General features: G+C 75.9%; 16 protein-coding genes. 8 read left to right on the top strand and 8 right to left on the bottom strand.

Annotation, left to right across the window (positions count from 1 at the left end):
* The 4 genes from ABWU78_RS08375 to ABWU78_RS08390 form a co-directional block, all read left to right on the top strand.
* Positions 1-540: hypothetical protein (locus ABWU78_RS08375; protein ID WP_439158100.1), on the top strand; the 540-nt coding region annotated here is incomplete at its 5' end.
* A gap of 133 nt (positions 541-673) precedes the next feature.
* Positions 674-2191 (top strand): sensor histidine kinase, encoded by a 1518-nt coding sequence (locus ABWU78_RS08380; RefSeq protein ID WP_253053237.1) that lies wholly within the window; start codon positions 674-676, stop codon positions 2189-2191.
* Positions 2192-2306: 115 nt separating this feature from the next.
* A complete protein-coding gene (locus tag ABWU78_RS08385; RefSeq protein ID WP_253053239.1) occupies positions 2307-2966 on the top strand; it encodes a response regulator transcription factor in 660 nt (219 codons plus the stop codon).
* A gap of 328 nt (positions 2967-3294) precedes the next feature.
* Positions 3295-4503: an acyltransferase family protein gene (locus tag ABWU78_RS08390; protein ID WP_439158101.1), complete on the top strand. Its 1209-nt coding sequence runs from the start codon at positions 3295-3297 to the stop codon at positions 4501-4503.
* Positions 4504-4524: 21 nt separating this feature from the next.
* Here ABWU78_RS08390 and ABWU78_RS08395 read toward each other — a convergent pair whose 3' ends face one another.
* Positions 4525-5343 carry an RDD family protein gene (locus ABWU78_RS08395; protein WP_253053243.1) on the bottom strand — a complete coding sequence of 273 codons (819 nt, stop codon included), beginning with the start codon at positions 5341-5343 and terminating at the stop codon, positions 4525-4527.
* A gap of 89 nt (positions 5344-5432) precedes the next feature.
* Here ABWU78_RS08395 and ABWU78_RS08400 point away from each other — a divergent pair, with 89 nt between their 5' ends.
* Positions 5433-6422: a stage II sporulation protein M gene (locus ABWU78_RS08400; protein WP_439158102.1), complete on the top strand. Its 990-nt coding sequence runs from the start codon at positions 5433-5435 to the stop codon at positions 6420-6422.
* Positions 6423-6530: 108 nt separating this feature from the next.
* Here ABWU78_RS08400 and ABWU78_RS08405 read toward each other — a convergent pair whose 3' ends face one another.
* From ABWU78_RS08405 to ABWU78_RS08435, 7 genes are all read right to left on the bottom strand, one after another.
* A complete protein-coding gene (locus ABWU78_RS08405) occupies positions 6531-7832 on the bottom strand; it encodes a winged helix DNA-binding domain-containing protein (RefSeq protein ID WP_439158103.1) in 1302 nt (433 codons plus the stop codon).
* A gap of 7 nt (positions 7833-7839) precedes the next feature.
* On the bottom strand, positions 7840-7962 hold the full coding sequence (locus ABWU78_RS08410; RefSeq protein WP_255318720.1) for a hypothetical protein: 123 nt from the start codon (positions 7960-7962) through the stop codon (positions 7840-7842).
* Between the two features lie 158 nt (positions 7963-8120).
* Positions 8121-9413: a DUF58 domain-containing protein gene (locus tag ABWU78_RS08415; RefSeq protein ID WP_439158104.1), complete on the bottom strand. Its 1293-nt coding sequence runs from the start codon at positions 9411-9413 to the stop codon at positions 8121-8123.
* Positions 9414-9423: 10 nt separating this feature from the next.
* Positions 9424-10398 (bottom strand): AAA family ATPase, encoded by a 975-nt coding sequence (locus ABWU78_RS08420; protein ID WP_253053701.1) that lies wholly within the window; start codon positions 10396-10398, stop codon positions 9424-9426.
* Between the two features lie 224 nt (positions 10399-10622).
* The gene (locus ABWU78_RS08425; RefSeq protein ID WP_439158105.1) at positions 10623-11867 is read right to left on the bottom strand and encodes a DUF4350 domain-containing protein; all 1245 of its coding nucleotides are present in this window, start codon (positions 11865-11867) and stop codon (positions 10623-10625) included.
* Positions 11864-12538 carry a DUF4129 domain-containing protein gene (locus ABWU78_RS08430; RefSeq protein WP_253053253.1) on the bottom strand — a complete coding sequence of 225 codons (675 nt, stop codon included), beginning with the start codon at positions 12536-12538 and terminating at the stop codon, positions 11864-11866. The genes ABWU78_RS08425 and ABWU78_RS08430 overlap by 4 nt, the downstream gene beginning before the upstream one ends.
* Positions 12535-13905, bottom strand: coding sequence for a DUF7544 domain-containing protein (locus tag ABWU78_RS08435; protein ID WP_439158106.1), 1371 nt, complete (start codon positions 13903-13905; stop codon positions 12535-12537). Before ABWU78_RS08435 ends, ABWU78_RS08430 begins: the two co-directional genes overlap by 4 nt.
* A 240-nt stretch (positions 13906-14145) precedes the next feature.
* On the opposite strand from ABWU78_RS08435, the gene mtrA reads away from it, so the two are divergent.
* Genes mtrA through ABWU78_RS08450 form a run of 3 tightly spaced genes read left to right on the top strand, consistent with a single transcriptional unit; the run spans position 14146 to position 18403 of the window.
* Positions 14146-14829 carry an MtrAB system response regulator MtrA gene (gene mtrA / locus ABWU78_RS08440; protein ID WP_253053257.1) on the top strand — a complete coding sequence of 228 codons (684 nt, stop codon included), beginning with the start codon at positions 14146-14148 and terminating at the stop codon, positions 14827-14829.
* A complete protein-coding gene (mtrB, locus tag ABWU78_RS08445; RefSeq protein WP_308202315.1) occupies positions 14826-16661 on the top strand; it encodes an MtrAB system histidine kinase MtrB in 1836 nt (611 codons plus the stop codon). The genes mtrA and mtrB overlap by 4 nt, the downstream gene beginning before the upstream one ends.
* Positions 16658-18403 carry an LpqB family beta-propeller domain-containing protein gene (locus ABWU78_RS08450; RefSeq protein ID WP_439158107.1) on the top strand — a complete coding sequence of 582 codons (1746 nt, stop codon included), beginning with the start codon at positions 16658-16660 and terminating at the stop codon, positions 18401-18403. The genes mtrB and ABWU78_RS08450 overlap by 4 nt, the downstream gene beginning before the upstream one ends.
* Positions 18404-18419: the final 16 nt, after the last annotated feature.

Here is an 18419-nt window from a genome sequence, read left to right on the forward strand (position 1 = left end):
CCGCAGGCCGACGGCGAGCCCGCGGGCCCGCCCCCGGGCGTCCGTCCGCTGTGGCACCGGGTCGGTGACCGGTGGGAGCGCGAGCCCCCGCACGACCTGCTCTACGGCGCGATCGTCGCGGGGTTCGTCATGGCGGTGTCCAGCGTGCACGCCCCGACGGGCGACCGCGTGGTCGTCGCGACGGGCCTCGTCGCGGTCGGGTACTGGCTCGCGCACTGCTACGTCGACGCGGTCAGCGGGCGGTTCCGCGACAGCGGTCACTCCCTGTGGGACCGCACCCGCGCGGCTCTCCGCCTCAACGTGGGGGTGCTGCTCGGTGCGGTCCCCGGGATCGTGGTCTACCTGGTCGCGTACGCGTTCGGCCTCGACGTGGAGGACGCCGCGCTCGTCGCGGTGTGGTTCACCGTCCTCCTCCTCGGCGTCGTCGGCTTCCTCGCCGCGTACCGGGCGGGTGCCCGGGGCGCACGGCTCGTCGGGGAGACGCTGCTCGCCGCGGCGTTCGCGGGCGTGGTCATCGGCGTCAAGTACCTCCTGCACTGACCCGGACGGCGTGGTGACCGTGCCGGCGACCGCTCGACGGGTCGCCGCGCCGGGGCGACACGGGGGATGTCCCCACCCCGGCGCGGCGGACGCCACCCTGTCGCCGTGACCGCGGCTCGCCGAGACTGGCACCATGACTGCCGTGACCCCTGACCAGCCGAGCGTCGTGCCGACGGGCGACCCGCCGTCGGGCACCCCGACCCCGGGTGCGGCCCACGGCCCCCTGGCCCCGACCGTCCCCGCGACGGGGGATGCGCCCACGGGCGTCGCAGCGGCGGACGCGACGACGTTCGCCGGCACGCAGCCCGACCCCCGGTACGTCGACCACCGCGAGCGCGTGGCGTTCGCGGGCGCGCCGTTCCACCGGCAGACGTGGCGCGCGTACGGATACCTGTGGCTCGCGATCCTCCTCGCGCCGTTCGCGTTCACCTACGGGCTGTTCGCGGTGGTCTTCCTCGTGGCGATGCTGGTGCCGGTCATCGGCCTCGTGGTCGCGGGGTGGGTCGTGGTCGGCGGGCGGGGCTGGGGCTCGATGTACCGGTCACTGGCACGCTCGGCGCTCGGCATCGACGTCGCCGCCCCCGCGCCGTACGTCCGGCGGCGCGGTTTCTGGAGCACCCTGTGGGGCGGCATCGGCGACGGGACCGGCTGGCGGGCCGTGCTCTTCCTCGTCGTCACGTTCCCGCTCGCGATCGTGTCCTTCGTGGTGAGCACCGTCTTCCTCGCCGTGGGGCTCGGCGGCACGACGCACTGGATCTGGTCGCGCTGGCTCCCCCTGCAGCAGGCGAGCGACGGGTCGTGGCACCGCGGCGCGTCGTTCGGTGTCGACTGGTACGTCGACACCCCGGTGCGCCAGCTCGGCCTCGTCCTGGTGGGGCTGCTCTTCCTCTGGCTCTGGGCGCAGGTCACGCGGGGCTTCGCCCAGCTCTTCCGGGCGCTCACCGTGGCGCTGCTCGGCCCGACCCTCTCGAGCCTGCGCGTCGCCGACCTCGAGGAGTCGCGCGGCCGCACCGTCGAGGACGCGGACGCCAAGCTGCGCCGCATCGAGCGCGACCTGCACGACGGCACGCAGGCCCGCCTCGTCGCCGTCGCGATGCAGCTCGGGGAGGCCAAGGAGCAGCTCGCCGGGGGCGGCGACCCGGGCGAGGCGCTCGAGCTCGTCGACCTCGCGCACTCGTCGACCAAGGAGGCGCTCGTCGAGCTCCGCGAGCTCGCGCGCGGCATCCACCCGCCCGCGCTCGACAACGGGCTCGCCGTCGCGCTCGAGACGCTCGCGGCACGTTCGCCGCTCCCGGTGACGGTCGACGTCGACCCCGCCGTCGAGGCGTCCGGCCGGCTCGCGCCGGCCGTGGAGTCGATCGCGTACTTCTGCGTGGCCGAGCTCGTCACGAACGCGGTCAAGCACGCGCGGGCCACGGGCGCGTACGTGCTCGTCGAGCGGCAGGGGAGCGGGCGCGGCGCGCGGCTGCGCCTGCGGGTGCGCGACGACGGCCAGGGCGGCGCGCGCGTCGTGCAGCCCGGGTCCGACGGCCAGCGGTCCGGCCTCGCGGGCCTCGCGGAGCGCGTGCGCTCCGTGGACGGCTCGTTCGAGCTCACCAGCCCGGTCGGCGGCCCGACGGTCGTCACCGTCCTCCTGCCCGTCCGGGTCTGACGTGCGCACGGACCACCGTGTCCTGCCCGAGCGGGCGGGCGCCGTCGGGCACGATGTCCCCGGGGCATCCCGCCCGCCGGGGCCGTCGCACTGCCCGCCCGACCGGAAGGACACCATGCGGCTCGTCATCGCCGAGGACTCCGCCATCCTGCGCGACGGGCTCGTCGCGCTCGTCACCCGCCGCGGACACGAGGTCGTGGCCGCGGTCGCGGACGGCGACGAGCTCGTCGCGCGGGTGGCCCGGCTCGCGGCCGAGGACGCGCTGCCCGACGTCGCGGTCGTCGACATCCGGATGCCTCCGACGTTCACCGACGAGGGCCTGCGCGCCGCCCTCGCGCTGCGCGCGACGCACCCCGACCTCGGGGTGCTGCTGTTCTCCCAGTACGTCGAGACGCGGTTCGCGAGCGAGCTGCTGACGGGCGGCGCTCGCGGCGTCGGGTACCTGCTCAAGGACCGCGTCGCCGACGTCGGCGAGTTCGTCGACGCGCTCACGCGCATCGCCGCCGGTCAGACCGTGCTCGACCCCGAGGTCGTCAGCCAGCTCATGGGCGCCTCGCGGTCCGACGACGGGCTGGCGCGCCTCACGCCGCGCGAGACGGAGGTCCTGGAGCTCATGGCCCAGGGGCGCTCGAACTCCGCCATCGCGGAGGCGCTCTTTCTCTCCTACGGCGCGGTCGAGAAGAACGTCACGTCGATCTTCGGCAAGCTCGGCCTGCCCCAGGACGCGGGCGACCACCGGCGCGTGCTCGCCGTGCTGCGCTACCTCAAGGTCTGAGCGGGGCGGGGGACAACCCCCGCCGGACCGGGTGGACCGCCGCGCCGGGGTCGGGGGACCGTCCCGTACCGGGACGAACGGGATGTTTCGAGACTGGTGAGCACCGGGGATCCTCCCGGGCTCGCCGACCTTGGAGCATCCCGTGGCCGTCCTGTCGCCGCCGCCGTCCCCGACCCGCGCGCCGTCCCGCGCGCGCCCCGTCCCCGCCCGACCGGCGTCCGCGGGCGGGCCGCACGCCCGCCGGGACCGACCGCCGTCGGGCGCCGCCCGGACGCCCGGCACCGCCCCGCTCCCCGGAGAGGACGGGCCGCGCCGACCTCGACGCGACGTGTTCGTCGACGCCGTGCGGGCCCTCGCGACGCTCAGCGTCCTCACGGTGCACTGGCTCATGGCGGACGCGACGTGGGACGGCGAGCACCTGCGCATCGGCAACGCCCTCGCGCACGGCGCCGGCTGGACCGTCACCTGGGCGCTGCAGGTCCTCGCGCTCCTGTTCTTCGCCGCCGGGGCCTCGGCCGCGTACGGGCTGCGGAGCGGGCCCGACGGCGGTCGCGCGCCCGGGCTCGCGGGCGCCGGGCGGGTGGTGGCGCGCCCCAGCGTCCTCGCCGACCTCGCAGCGGGAGCACGGCTCGCCGGGCGGCGCGTGCCCCGGCTCCTGCGGCCCGTCGGGGTGTTCGTCGGGGCGTGGGTCGTCGCGATCGGGGTGCTGCTCGCCGCCGGCCTGCCGGGGGACGCGGTCCGCTCGCTCGCGACGCTCGCGCCGCAGCTGCTGTGGTTCCTCGCGGTGTACCTCGGCCTCGTCGTGCTCACGCCGCTCCTGCGGCGCGCGCTGCACGCCGCGGGCTGGTGGACCGTCGGCGCGCTCGTCGCCGCGCCGCTCGCCGTCGAGGCGCTCCGCTTCGGCGCCGGGGCGGAGCGCCTCGCGCTCGTCGACGTCGTGCTCGTGTGGGCCGTCCCCTACGCCATCGGGCTCCTGTACGCCGACGCGCGCTCGGGGACGCGGGTCGTGCGGCGGGGGCGCGTGGTGCCCGTGGCCGTCCTCCCGCGGCCGCTCGTGCTCGTCGGGGTCGCGCTCGCGTCGGCGGCGCTCGCGGTCCTGCTCGTCGCCGTCGGGCCGTATCCGGTGTCGCTCATCGGCATGCCGGGCGACGCGATGTCGAACCTCGGGCCGCCCACGGCGCCCGTCGTCCTGCACGCGGTCGCCTTCGTCGCCCTCGCGCTCGCCGCTCGAGGACCGCTCGTGCGCTGGGCGGACGGGCGTGGCCGCGCCGTCGTCGCGGGCCTCGCCCGACGGTCGATGACCGTCTACCTGTGGCACCTCACGGCGATGATCGTCGTCGTCGGGACGGTGCTCGTGGCGCTCGGCCAGCAGCTCCCGGCCCCGGGGAGCGCCGACTGGTGGGCGAGCCGCCCGGTCTGGTTCGGCGCCTTCGCGCTCGTGCTCCTGGGGATCTCCCGCGTGGTGGGTCGCTTCGAGGACGCCCGCCCCGCGCGACGTGCCGGCGCCGCAGGGGCCTCGGGACCCGCGGGGCGCTGACACCGTGCGCGGGCGTCGGCGTCAGCGCGTGGGGTCGGGGATCGAGTAGGGGAGCCGGTGCAGCAGCTCGGCCTGCTCGCGGGCGAGCGCCTGCGCGCGCTGCGCCGTCGCCCAGTCCCGGTCGCGCCGCTCGGCGAGCACCGCCAGGAGGAACGTCTCCGGGTGCGTGCCGGGCGGCGGGCCGGGCGCCACGTACCGCTCGACCTGTCCCGCGAGCTCCTGGCCGAGCCGCGCCCGCGACGCCGGGTGGAGCGTGTTCGACCGCGCCAGGAACTGCCGCGCGGCGAGCGCGAGACCGTCGGGCAGGCGGCGCATGTCGGCGTGGGACGCCCACGCGGCGAGGTACGGCGGCATGACGAGCGGCGCGAGCGTCGGCCGCCCGCCCCGCACCCGGATCGCGTACGTCCCCGCCGCCATGTCGCCGAGGCGCTTGCCCTTGTCGTTCGTCAGCGACGCGACGAGCGCGACGGAGCCGAGCGTCAGCCAGATCTCGCCGATGCCGACCAGCGCGCGCAGGAAGGCGTGCCGGAAGCGGACCGGGCCGCCGTCGTCGCGCACGACCCGGATGCCCAGCGCGAGCTTCCCGAGCGAGCGCCCGCGCGACAGCGTCTCCACGGTCGTCGGGACGACGACCATGACGAGGACGGCGAGCGCGATCCCGATGGCCGGGGCGAAGTCCGGGTCGACCAGCTCGAGCGAGCCCGACGTCGCGAAGAGCAGCGCGAACAGCGCGACGAACAGCGTGAGCATGTCGAGGAAGAGCGCGAGGCCGCGGGTGACGAACGACGCCGGTCGTGCATCGAGGACCACGCCCTCGCCGATCAGGATGCCGTCCCGCACGCTGCTCCTCGCCCTCGCTCCGTCACGGGTCCGTGCCCGCGCGCCGGTCGGCGCACCGGCGGCACGCCCTGTGTGGCAGGGTATCGGTCGTGGACCTCGACGCCTTCACCGACGTGCACCGCGCGCAGTGGGACCGCCTGGAGACCCTCACCTCGCGGCGCACGCTCGACGGCGCCGAGGCGGACGAGCTGGTCCGGCTCTACCAGGCCGTCGCGACGCACCTGTCGACGGTCCGTTCCGTCGCGCCCGACCCCGTGCTCATCTCGCGCCTGTCCGTGCTGCTGGGCAAGGCCCGCACCCGCATCGCGGGGGCGCACGAGCCCGCGTGGCGCGACGTCGTGCGGTTCCTCACCGTGTCCCTGCCCGCCGCCCTGTACCGGATCCGATGGTGGTCGGTCGGCGTGACGGTCGCGTGCGTCGTCGTGGCGCTCGTCGCCGGGGTCTGGGTCGCGTCGACGCCCGAGGGGCTCGCGTCGATGGGCCCGCCGAGCGTCCAGGAGAACTACGTGAACGAGGCCTTCGCGTCGTACTACGACCCCGGGCTCGACTTCGCGACCGTCGTCTGGACCAACAACGCCTGGATCGCGGCGCAGTGCATCGGGCTGGGGATCACGGGGATCTTCCCCGCGTACGTGCTGTTCTCGAACGCCGTGGCCATCGGCTCGACCGGCGGCATGATGGCCGCGCACGGCGAGCTGGGGCTGTTCCTCCAGCTCATCGCGCCGCACGGACTGCTCGAGCTCATGTCGGTGTTCGTCGCCGGCGCCGCGGGGCTCCGCATCTTCTGGGCCTGGGTCGATCCCGGCCCGCTCCCGCGCTCGCGCGCGCTCGCCCAGGAGGGCCGCGCGCTCGTCACCGTCGCGATCGGGCTCGTCATCGCGCTCGCGATCTCCGGAGTGATCGAGGGCTTCGTCACGGGCTCGATCATGCCGTGGTGGCTCAAGATCGTCATCGGCGCGATCGCGCTCGCCGGGTTCTGGGTCTACACGCTCGTGCTCGGCCGTCGTGCGGTGGCGGCCGGGGAGACCGGCGACCTCACCGCCGACCACGCGGGCGACGTCGCCCCGGTCGCGGCCTGACGGTTCTTCCCCGGCTCCAGCCCCCCCGGCTCCTCCCCGGCGCTGGGCTCCTCGGCTCCCGGATCGGCTGCCGGCCATCGGCTCGGGGCCGGGGAGTCGTGGGCCCGGTCAGTCGTGCACGACGACGCGCGCCCGCGCGCCCGGCCAGGCGCACCGGACCCAGTCCTCGGCTCGCGCGACGACCGCGTCGCGCACGCCGGGCTCGCGGAGCCGGTCCGCGGGGGAGCGACGGACGTCGGCGCCGCCCAGCCCGCCCGCGCCCGTGCCGCGTCCGGCCGCGTCGCCCGCGGGTCCGTGCAGCGGGCGCACCTCGACGTGCACGACGTCGCCCGCAGCCTCGTCGGGCGAGGTCGCCCCGGTCGTCGCCCGGCTGGGGGCGGACGGGGTGGTCGGGCGCGCCGTCCACGCCCCGGCCACGAGTCCGTCGACGAGCACCGTCGCCGCGACCTGCCCGTTGATGCTCACGACGCTCTTGACCGGCACGTCGCCGAGGATCCGCGTCCGGTCGTCGTGCGCGAGGACGAGGTTGTCGAAGTCGCCCGCGAGGACCGTCGGCACGGGCGCGTCGCCGGGCGGGCGGGGCGCGTCGGGGAGGTCGAAGAGCTCCTTGCCGTCCGGGCCGGTGAACGTCACCAGCTCGGGACGCAGCACCTCGAACGCGGGCTTGAGCCGGGTCAGGCCCGACCACCGCTGCGCGTCGACCACGGAGGCCGGGCCGAACGCCGCCAGGTAGCGCCCCACGAGCCCGACGCGCGTCGCGAGGACGGCGTCGGGGTCCGTGTCGTGCGCGACCGCGTCGAGGACCGGGTCGGAGCGGCCCAGCCAGGCCTGCGCCGTCGTCCACGTGGTGGTGGTCCCCGGCCCGCTCGCGCCCCAGAGCCCGCGCGGCGGCACCTGGACCAGCGGCAGCAGGCAGCGCGCACCGTACGCGAGGTGCTTGGGGTCGACGTCGGGCCACCGCACCGCGAGGCGCCTGCCGAGCTCGACCGAGGTGAGCGGCTCGTCGAGCAGGTCGCGCGCGACCTCCTCGAGGTCGTCGAGGTCCACGTCCGCGAGGGCCGCGCCGTGCTGGTTCTTCGCCCGCAGGTACGCGGCGAGCGTCGGCCGCACCAGCGCCGTGACCCCCAGCGCGTCGTCCGCGGCGACCAGGTGCACCGTGCCGCGCAGCGCGCCCACGCGCACGACCTCACGGTCGGTGAGCAGCACGCCCAGGTCGTCGGGCGCGAACGCCGCGAGCCGCGACCACAGGGCGGGGTACGGCGACGACGGCACCTGCGACTGGAGCCCCACGAGATGCCGCACCTCGTCCAGCACCGACGCCTCGCAGGGGGCGTCGAGGTGCTGACGCGCGAGCAGCGCACGGTTGAGGTCGTCGTGGCTCAGCCGCGGCCCGAACCGCCCGTCGTCCATCGGCGGGTCAGGACAGCACGATCGCGAGCGCAGGGATGAGGAACGTCGCGAGGAGTGCCGCCACGACGATCATCGCGACGCGACGGTTGCGCCGTGCGCGCTGTCGGGGATCGGTGGGCTGCCAGGCCACGGGGTACTCCTGAGCTCGGTGGAACGACCCGCACGACCCTACCTCGCCCCTGAGGGAACGTCCTCGACCGCCGAGGGAGAACCGCCGGTCGCGAGGTAGGACGCCCGGAGCTCTCTCTCGCGACCGGAGGTTCTACCTCGCGGTCGGCGGCCCGGACGTCAGAGGCGGCCGGCGGCCTTGAGGGCGAGGTAGGTGTCGGCGAGGCGGGGCGCGAGGTCGCCGGGGAGGGCGTCGACGACCTCGACGCCGCGCTGGCGCAGGACGGTCGTCACGGCGGCGCGCTCGATCTCCCCGCGGGCTGCCGCGGCGGCGTCGTACGCCTCGGCGGTGCCGCTGCGGTCGGCACGCAGGGCGGCGACCTCGGGGTCGCCCGCGGCGGCGAGCACGACCTGGTGCTTGGCCGTGAGCTGCCCGACGACGGGGAGCAGCCCGGTCTCGACGGCGGCGGGGTCGAGGGTCGACAGGAGCACGACGAGCGCACGCTGCGACAGGCGCTCGTGGACGGTGCCGACGAGTCCCGGCCAGTCGGTCTCGAGGAGCGCGGGTTCGAGCGGTGCGAGGGCGTCCGCCATGGCGGGCATGAGGCGCGGGCCGGCGGCCCCGGCGACGCGAGAGCGCACGGTGCGGTCGTACGCGACGAGCTCGACGCGGTCGCCCGCGCGGCCGGCGAGCGCGGCGAGCAGGAGCGCGGCCTCGATGCTCGCGTCGAGGCGCGGCTCGTCGCCGACGCGGGTCGCGGACGTGCGGGACGTGTCGACGACGATGAGCACGCGCCGGTCGCGCTCGGGGCGCCACGTGCGCACGACCATGTCCCGGCCGCGGGCGGACGCGCGCCAGTCGATCGAGCGGACGTCGTCGCCGAGCACGTACTCGCGCAGCGAGTCGAACTCGGTGCCCTCGCCGCGCACCTGCACCGCGGCGCGACCGTCCATCTCGCGCAGGCGCGCGAGCCGGCTCGGCAGGTGGCGGCGGGACGCGAACTCGGGGAGCACGCGCAGCCGGCCGGGCACGGTGATCGAGGCCTGGCGCGCGGCGAGGCGCAGGGGGCCGAACGAGCGGATCGTGACCCGGTCGGCGACGCGCTCGCCGCGCCGCGTGGGCACGAGGACGGTCGTGACGCGCGTGGCCTCGCCGGGCGGCAGGTCGACCGGGTGCCGGTTGACCTGGGTCCCCGCGGACGGCGGCCACGCGTCGCGCACGAGCGCGCGGAGCCGCCGGGGCGCGAGGTTGGTGAGGGTGAGGCGCGACGTCGTCGTGTCGGTGAGGCGGACCGAGCCCGGGACGCGCCGCTCGATCGCGACGCGCCGCGGGGACGCGGCGAGCGAGGCGTCGAGCGCGCACAGCGCGACGACGAGCAGCGTCCACACGAGCACCGTTCCCGGCACGGGGAACAGCAGCACCGGGACGATCCCGAGCGCCGTGAGCACGACGGCGCGCCACGTCAGGGCCACGTGCGACGCCTCAGCGGGGGACGGGGACGGACGCGAGCACGGTGTCGAGCACGCTCTCGGCGGTCACGCCCTCGAGCTCGGCCTCGGGCCGGAGCTGCACGCGGTGGCGCAGCGTCGGGTGCGCGAGGGCCTTGACGTCGTCGGGCGTCACGTAGGAGCGGCCCGAGAGCCAGGCCCACGCGCGCGACGTGGCGAGCAGCGCCGTCGCGCCGCGCGGGGACACGCCGAGGGACAGCGAGGGGGAGTGGCGCGTCGCGCGGCACACGTCGACGGCGTAGCCGAGGACCTCGCGCGCGACCTGGACGCGCGCGACCTCCGCGCGCGCCCGGTCGAGCACGTCGCGCCCGGCGACGGCGCGCACGCCCGCGCCCGCGAGGTCGCGCGGGTTGAAGCCGGCAGCGTGGCGCGCGAGCACCTCGACCTCCTGCTCGCGCTCGGGCAGGGGCAGCACGACCTTGAGCAGGAAGCGGTCGAGCTGCGCCTCCGGCAGAGGGTACGTGCCCTCGTACTCGACGGGGTTCTGCGTCGCGATGACGAGGAACGGGTCGGGCAGGGGGCGCGGGGTCCCGTCCACCGACACCTGCCGCTCCTCCATCGCCTCGAGGAGCGAGGCCTGCGTCTTGGGGGGCGTGCGGTTGATCTCGTCCGCGAGCAGCAGGTTCGTGAAGACGGGGCCCTCGCGGAACGAGAACTCGGCGGTCCGCGCGTCGTACACGAGCGAGCCCGTGACGTCGCCGGGCATGAGGTCGGGCGTGAACTGCACGCGCTTGGTGCCGAGGTCGAGCGACGCGGCGAGCGTGCGCACGAGCAGCGTCTTCGCGACGCCGGGCACGCCCTCCAGCAGCACGTGGCCCTTGCAGAGCAACGCGATGAGCAGGCTCGTCACGGCTCCGTCCTGCCCGACGACGGCCTTGCCCACCTCGGTGCGCACGGCGGCGAGGGCCTGGCGCAGCTCGGGGGACGGCGCGGGCGGTGCGTCGTGCACGGGTGCCGGCGCGGGGACTCCCGGCTGACCGTAGGCCGCCGGGGGAGCGGCGGCGTCGCCGGGCGCCGTGACGCCCGGGCCGTGCGGTCCGGGCTCGTGACCGGGGGCGCCGGCGGCCGCGCTCACGCGGTCGGCGACGCTCGGGTCCTGGGTGTGCGGCTGCTCCTGGTGCGGTGGCGGCGCGTAGCGGTCGGGCTGCGGCACGGAGCCGTCGGGGTGGTGCGTCACGAGTGGTAGACCTCGCTCTCGATCCGGTCAAGGTGACGCGCGAGCTCGAGCAGCGCCGCGTCGTCGGCGGGTGGTGGTCCGTACAGGAGCTGGGCGACCTGGTCGCCCGGCCGACCCGTCGCGCGGGCGACCGCGTCGACGAGGGCGGGCGCGTCGGCGGAGCGCGGGAGGCCGAGCCGGTTCGCGAGCCGGTCCGCGGCGCTCGCGCGCAGCCCGGCGGCGGCGTGCCCGCGCGCTCCGGCGCGCCGGTAGAGGCGGCCGCGGCCGCGCGTCGTCTCGGCGGCGCGCACGACGACCGGCAGGTCCTCCGTCACGAGCCGGCCGAGCCGGCGGCCGCGCCACAGCGCGACGACGAGCGCGACGACGAGCACCTGGAGCGCGACGACGCCGAACCACGGCGGGAGGGAGAGCGCCGGGGTCTGCTCGTCCTCGCCGCCGCCGAGCGACGTGTCGAACGGGTCGGGCACGAGCCACACGAGGCGGTCGTGCGCACCGAGCGTCCACAGCGCGAGGGCGGCGTTGCCGTCGTCGGTCACCGAGTCGTTGCGCAGCACCGCGGCCGTGTCGACGGCGCGCACGCTCCGCTCGTCGGTCTCGTGCACGAGGTAGGCGCCGATCGACGGGTCGTCGGCGGAGGGGAAGCACAGGACGGTCGTCCGGTCGAGCGCGTGGAAGCCGACGCCGTCGGAGCGCAGCGCCCCGGCCGCCTCCGCGGCCGGGTCGTCGCAGCGCGCCGACCGGGCGGACGACCCCGACCCCCAGTCGTAGGCGAGCTCGGCGCCGTCGTCGGTCGCGGACGAGAGCAGGACGTCGGGCGGAGCCACCAGGACGAGGTCGGTCGGCGTGCGGACGAGCGCGTCGACCTGCGTGTCGAGCAGGAAGTCGCCCTGCGCGACGAGCAGGGTCCCCCCGTCGGCGGACGCCGCGACCGCGTCCGCGACCGTCGTCACGTACGTGATCTCGACGCCCTGGTCGCGCAGCACCTCGGCGAGGGCGCGCGCGCCGTCGGGGCCGGGGTTGTCGGGTGCCAGGGGCGTCGCCGAGGTCGTGGGGCGCGCGATCGCGGACAGGCCGGCGAGCACGAGGAGCGCGACGACCACCGCGACGGGCCAGCGGGCGCGTCGCCACCGGCTCCGGGCCCGCGACCCGGCGGTCGTGCCGTCGCCGACGACGGGCACGTGCGCCGTCGTGACGGCCCGGGTGCCGTCCCCGGACGGGGGCGCGGACGTCGTGGTGCTCATGCGTCGTCACCGCCCGGGGCCGGCGCGGCCGTCGTCGCGAGCTCCGGCCGCAGGGCGGGGCGCGTCGCGAGGGTGCGCTCGTCGAGCGCCCGCAGGAACGCGTCCGCCTCGGGCCCGACTGCCGCCTTGCCGTACGCGACGTCGTCGAACAGGTGCGCGCCGCGGGCGAGGCCGTCCGCGACGTCGGGCACGCGCTCGCCCGCGGCCTCGGCGGCCTCCCACGCGGTCCGCCCGGGACGGGCGTCGAGGACGGCCCGCTCCTCGAGCGAGCGGACGACGGCGCGGAAGCGCTCGAGCGTGGCGGTCGCCCAGTCGGCCCGGGACGCCGCGGCGTCGGCCGCCGCGCGCATCTCGGCCGCGGTCCGCGCGTCGTCGTCCTGCACGACGACGGACGACGTCGCCCGGCGCGACAGGCGCACCGGGCCCGCGACCCAGTAGGCGATGCCGGCCACGAGGAGCACGACCGCGACGACGAGCACCGCGGTGAGCGGGCCGCCCAGGTCGATCGTGGGTGCGCCGTCGAAGAGCCCGAGCAGCCAGTCGAGGAACCGCTGCAGGAGCGACGGCTCCGTGCGGTACTCGGGCTTCGCGAGCTCCTCGACGAGCCACCGGCGCGCCTCGTCGGCGTCCGGCTGCACGGGCACGTCGGCCGCGAGCGACCGCAGCGTCATGCCGGCGGCTGCGCGTTCGCCGCGGCGGCGAGCTCGACGTCCAGGCCCTCGCGCCGCATGCGCACGTCGATGTAGAGCAGCGCCACGACGCTCCCCAGGAACAGCGTCATGACGATCGTCGAGAGCGCGACGCCGAGCGCCAGCAGGGCGTTCGCGACGAAGCCCTGGCCGGCGGCGAGGAGGAACGTGCTGACGATGCTGAACGGCGAGACGACGATCTGCACGACGACGTACATCGCGACGTAGGCGAGCAGGTAGATGCCGAACAGGCGCCAGAAGCTGCCGCGCGTCAGGAGCCACGAGCGCCGGACCGTCGCCCAGAACGGCTGGCCCTCGAGCGCGAGCGCCGGCGGGACGAGCCCGGTGCGCGTGCCCACCCAGACGGCCAGCACCAGGAGACCCGGGAGGGCGACGACGAGCAGGACCACCCCGAGCCCGGTCGTGGCGGCGAAGCCGAGGGCGACGAGGAGCACGACCAGCGCGACGGCGACCGCCCACGCGAGGCCCAGCAGGAGCGAGAAGCCGATGAGGAACCACGCGCGGCGGCCCACCTGGGCCCAGACCTCCCCGATCGTGGCCTTGCGCCCGATGACGGACTGCCCGATGGAGACCGTGAGCAGCCCGCTGACGATGGGGGTCGCGAGGCTCGTCGTCAGCCCGGTCCCGAGCGTGCTCGAGTAGAGCATCGCGAAGTCGTTCTCCATCCCGCCGAGCCCGGACTCGCTGGGCAGGGAGAGGAAGAGGTCCGCGAAGTAGCCGGAGAACGCCCATCCCAGCAGCGCCCCGATGACGGTCGCGACGACGACGACGAGCGTGCTCATGCCGAGCATGACGCGCGGGTTGTGGCGGATGGCGCCGAACGCGCCGTCGAAGACCTCGCCGAGCGACAGCGGACGCAGCGGGACGATCCCCGGCTTCGCGGCGGGTGGCACGTAGGGCGCGCCCCCGAACCCGGCGGGCGGGCCGTAGCCGGGGGTGCCGTACTGCTGCTGGCCGTACTGCTGCTGCCCGTACTGCCCTTGGCCGTACTGCCCCTGCCCGTAGGCCGGCTGGCCGTACCCGCCCGGAGCCTGCGGCTGTCCGGACGACGGCTGCCCCCACCCGCCGGGTGCGGCGGGCGCGGGCGGCTGGTCCGCCGTCGGGACCTGGCCGGGCCCGTACCCGGGGGCGTACTGGCCGTACTGGGGCTGCGGCGGCTGCGGGGCGGTGCTGCCCGGCGCACCGTAGCCGGGTGCGCCGTACGCGGGGGCTCCCCAGCCGCCGGCGTCGTCGCCCGGGGTGGGGCCGACGGGCGTCGTCGGACCGGGTGCCGCCGTCGGGTCGGGCGTGGCACCGTCCGGCGTGCCGGAGGTGTCGGGTGTGCTCATGTGCTCGTGGTCCCCCGGGTCGGCTCGGGCGTCGGTCCAGGCCGCCGTGCGAGGATCGGGCGACGGCGGCGAGGCCACCCTAGTACGCGGCCCTGCACCACGGCGGTCCCGGCCCGCCGCGTCCCACCGGCACGCGGGGCTGCACGACGGGTCGGCACGAGGTGGCGGCGGGTCGGGTTCACCCGCGCCGGGGGCGCCGGGCCGCTCCGAGCCGCGGCCCGTCGATGGCAAGATGTCCGCATGAAGGTTCGTGTGCTCGTGGTCGACGACGACACCGCTCTGGCCGAGATGATCGGGATCGTCCTGCGCTCCGAGGGATTCGAGCCCGTCTTCTGCGCCGACGGCGACCTCGCGCTCGAGACGTTCCGCAGCACCCAGCCGGACCTCGTGCTCCTCGACCTCATGCTCCCGGGCAAGGACGGCACCGAGGTGTGCCGCCTCATCCGCGCCGAGTCGGGCGTGCCCGTCATCATGCTCACCGCGAAGAGCGACACGGTCGACGTCGTGCTCGGTCTCGAGTCGGGCGCCGACGACTACATCTCCAAGCCGTTCAAGCCCAAGGAGCTCGTGGCCCGCATCCGCGCGCGCCTGCGCCGCACGGAGGAGCCGGCCCCCGAGCACCTGTCGATCGGCGACGTCGAGATCGACGTGACGGGCCACCGCGTCTCGCGCGGCGGCGAGCAGGTCTCGCTGACCCCGCTCGAGTTCGACCTCCTCGTCGCGCTCGCGCGCAAGCCGTGGCAGGTCTTCACGCGCGAGGTGCTCCTCGAGAAGGTCTGGGGCTACCGGCACGCCGCGGACACGCGCCTCGTCAACGTCCACGTGCAGCGCCTGCGCTCGAAGATCGAGCACGACCCGGAGAACCCGGAGATCGTGCTGACCGTCCGCGGCGTCGGGTACAAGGCGGGCGCGACCCGCACGTGAGCGCGACGGCCGGCTCCACCGACGGGCGCTGGCGGGGGCTCTGGCGCCGGGTCCGACGCCGCGCGCGCGCCACGGCCCGCCGCGTCGTGTGGCGCTGGCGCTCCTCGATGCAGCTCCGCGTCGTCACGTCCGCGCTCGTCGTGGGCGTCCTCACCGTCGGCGCGCTGGGCGCGTACCTCACCGACGCGATGCGCGACGGGCTCTACGAGCGGCGCGCGGACGAGGTGGACCTGGAGAGCGCGCAGTCGACGCAGCAGGCGCGCAACACGCTCGACGCGTCGCCCGCGGCGAACGCGACCGAGGCGCAGTCGCTGCTGTTCGACCTGTTCTCGATGCTGCAGAGCACGGGCTCGTCGCGCGACGTCTTCCTGTGGCAGGCCGGCGGGTCGAGCACCGTCGGGTTCCTCGACCTGTCGACGAACCCGCAGCTCACCGACCTCGTCACGCCCGAGATGCGCGCGGCCACGGTCTCCGCGGACGGCGAGCAGTACCTCCAGTCGGTCGCCATCCCGGTCGACCCGGCGGACCCGGACTCGCCGGTCGTGCCGGGCATCGTCGTCGGCTCGACGGTCGAGGTGCCCGTCGCCGGGACCTGGGAGCTCTACTACCTCTACGACCTGAGGGCGGACCAGGAGACGCTGCGCTTCCTGCAGTCGGTCCTGCTCGTCGGTGCGCTCGTGCTGCTCGCCCTGCTCGTCGGCATCACCGCGCTCGTCACGCGCCAGGCCGTGCTGCCCGTGCGGCAGGCGGCGACCGTCGCGGAGCGCCTCGCCGACGGCCGCCTCGACGAGCGGCTCCCGGTCAAGGGGCACGACGAGATGGCGTCGCTCGCGCACTCGTTCAACGAGATGGCGCAGGGGCTGCAGGAGCAGATCGGGCGCATGGAGGAGCTGTCGATGCTCCAGCGCCGGTTCGTCTCCGATGTCTCCCACGAGCTGCGGACGCCGCTCACGACGATCCGGATGGCGTCCGAGGTGCTGTACTCCTCGCGCGAGGACTTCGACCCCGTCTCGAGGCGCTCGACCGAGCTGCTGCAGGCCCAGCTCGACCGGTTCGAGGACCTCCTCGCGGACCTGCTCGAGATCAGCCGGTTCGACGCGGGCGCCGCGGTCCTGGACGCCGAGCGGCGCGACCTGCGCGACGTCGTCAACGCCGCCGTCGACCACGCCGCCCCGCTCGCCGAGCGCAAGGGCGTGTGGCTGTCCGTCCACCTCGGGGACGAGCCGGTCACGGCCGACATCGACCCGCGTCGCGTCGAGCGCATCGTCCGCAACCTGGTCGTCAACGCGATCGAGCACGCCGAGGAGCGGCCCGTCGAGATCACGGTCGAGGGCGACGGGCACGCCGTCGCGATCGCGGTGCGCGACCACGGCGTCGGCATGACCCCGGACGAGGTCCAGCACGTGTTCGACCGCTTCTGGCGCGCGGACCCGGCCCGCGCCCGCACGACCGGCGGGACGGGCCTCGGCCTCGCGATCTCGCTCGAGGACGCGCACCTGCACGGCGGCTGGCTCGAGGCGTGGGGTCGTCCCGGCCGCGGCGCGAGCTTCCGGCTCACGCTCCCTCGGCGCGCGGGCATCCGGCTCCAGTCCTCGCCGCTGCCGCTCGTCGCCGAGGCCGCCGTCGGCCGCGGTCTCCCCGCCGAGTGGAGCGCGACGACCCCGGTCGTCGAGGACGTCGAGGGGACGGCGGGTCCTGCCGACCTCCCGTCGGTCACGGGCGGCATCCCCGTCGTCCTGCCGCGCGACCACGCCGGGCACCCCGGCCGAGGGGCCGAGCCCGGGACCGGCGACGAGCACCTGATCGGCGACGACGTGCGGGAGGCGCGATGACCACCACCGGGACCCTGCACGGTCTAACCCTGCGTCGGCGGGCCGGGCACGCGCTCGCCGCCGGGCTCGCGACGGCGCTGGTCGCCGCGCTCGGCGCGTGCGCCTCCATCCCGACCTCCGGGCCCGTCACCGAGGGGCAGGCCACCCCCGAGGACCCGGGCCAGCCGTTCGTGAGCGCCGCGGCCCCGATCCGGGACGCGTCGCCGACCCAGATCGTCCAGGGGTTCCTCGCGGCGCAGGCCCAGGGCGCGCGGAGCTCGTTCGACGTCGCCTCGGAGTTCCTCACGTCCGAGGTGCAGGAGGAGTGGTCGCCGCTCGCGCAGGTCGCGATCCTCGCGGGAGAGCCGGAGCTCGTCGTGGACGAGTCGACGCTCGAGGACGGGGTCACGACGGTCCGCACGACCGCGGAGCTCACCGGCACCGTCGACGAGCACGGCGTCTACACCGAGCAGGCCCCCGGGCAGACGATCGAGATCTCCTACGGGCTCGTGCGCGACGACGACGACCAGTGGCGCATCGACGCCGTCGACGACGGCCTGACGATCACCGAGGCGAACTTCGCGCAGACGTACAAGCAGGTCAACCTCTACTTCCCGACGGTCGACCGCGCCTACCTCGTGCCCGACGCGCGCTGGTTCCCGAGCCGCAACTGGCAGGCGCTCGCGGTGCGCGAGACGCTGAACGGTCCCTCGGAGTGGCTCGCGGGCTCCGTGGCGACCGTCGCCCCCGAGGGCACCGCGCTGAGCATCGACTCGGTCCCGCCGGGCGAGGGCGCCGTCATCGTGCCGCTCAACGAGCCCGTGACGGAGGCGCCGCCCGCCGACCGCGCCCTCCTCCTCGCCCAGCTCCAGGCGTCCCTCGGAGGACGCGTCGAGATCACGATCGGGGTGGGCGGGTCCACCCTCTCCGCGGACGAGGTCCCGACCATCGGCGTCGCGACCACGCCCGACGATCCCGTCGTCCTGTCCGGGGACCAGATCATGAGCCTCGAGGGGCGCACGACCAAGGCGGTCGCGTCCGCCGCGCCGCTCACCGGGCTCCAGCCCACGGCCCTCGCCTTCCGCGGACGGTCCTCCGACGCGACGTACGTGGTCCGCGACGGGGGCGGCCGCATCGTCACGGCGCCCACCGCGGAGTCCGGGCCGACGACGCTGCTCACGGGGTCGAACCTCCTCGCGCCGTCGATCGACCGCTTCCAGTACCTGTGGAGCGGGCCGCAGGTGCAGGCGGGCACGCTCCAGGTCGTCGACCTCCGCGGGGCGGGGTCCGACGCGGCGGTCTCCACCGTCGCGGCACCCTGGCTCGAGGGCCGCACGATCATGTCGGTGCGCGTGGCGCCGGACGGCGCGCGGGTCGCCGTCGTGAGCGACGCCGGGAGCGGGGCGCAGATCCAGGTCGCCGGCATCGTCCGCGACGAGGCAGGTCGCCCGACCCAGCTCTCGGAGCCGGTCCGCGTGGGGCAACCGGTGGTCGCCGCCACCCAGGTCACGTGGGTGGACCGGGCCCTGCTGGGGGTGCTCGGCCGCACCGTCGGGACGGCGGACCCCGTCGTGCAGCGCGTCCCCGTCGGTGGACCGACGATGGCCTCGTCGCCAGTCGAGGACGCCGTGTCCCTCGCCTCGGCGACGGGCATCGCCACGACCCTCGTCGGGACCAGCGACAGCAGCCTCTACGCGGCGGGCACCTCGACGCTCTGGACGAAGGTCGCGACCGAGGTGCGCCTGCCCACCTACCCCGGCTGACCGGGGCCTCGGCTCG

The sequence above is a fragment of the Cellulosimicrobium sp. CpK407 genome, from assembly GCF_051844275.1.
GTDB classification, from domain to species: domain Bacteria; phylum Actinomycetota; class Actinomycetes; order Actinomycetales; family Cellulomonadaceae; genus Cellulosimicrobium; species Cellulosimicrobium cellulans_G.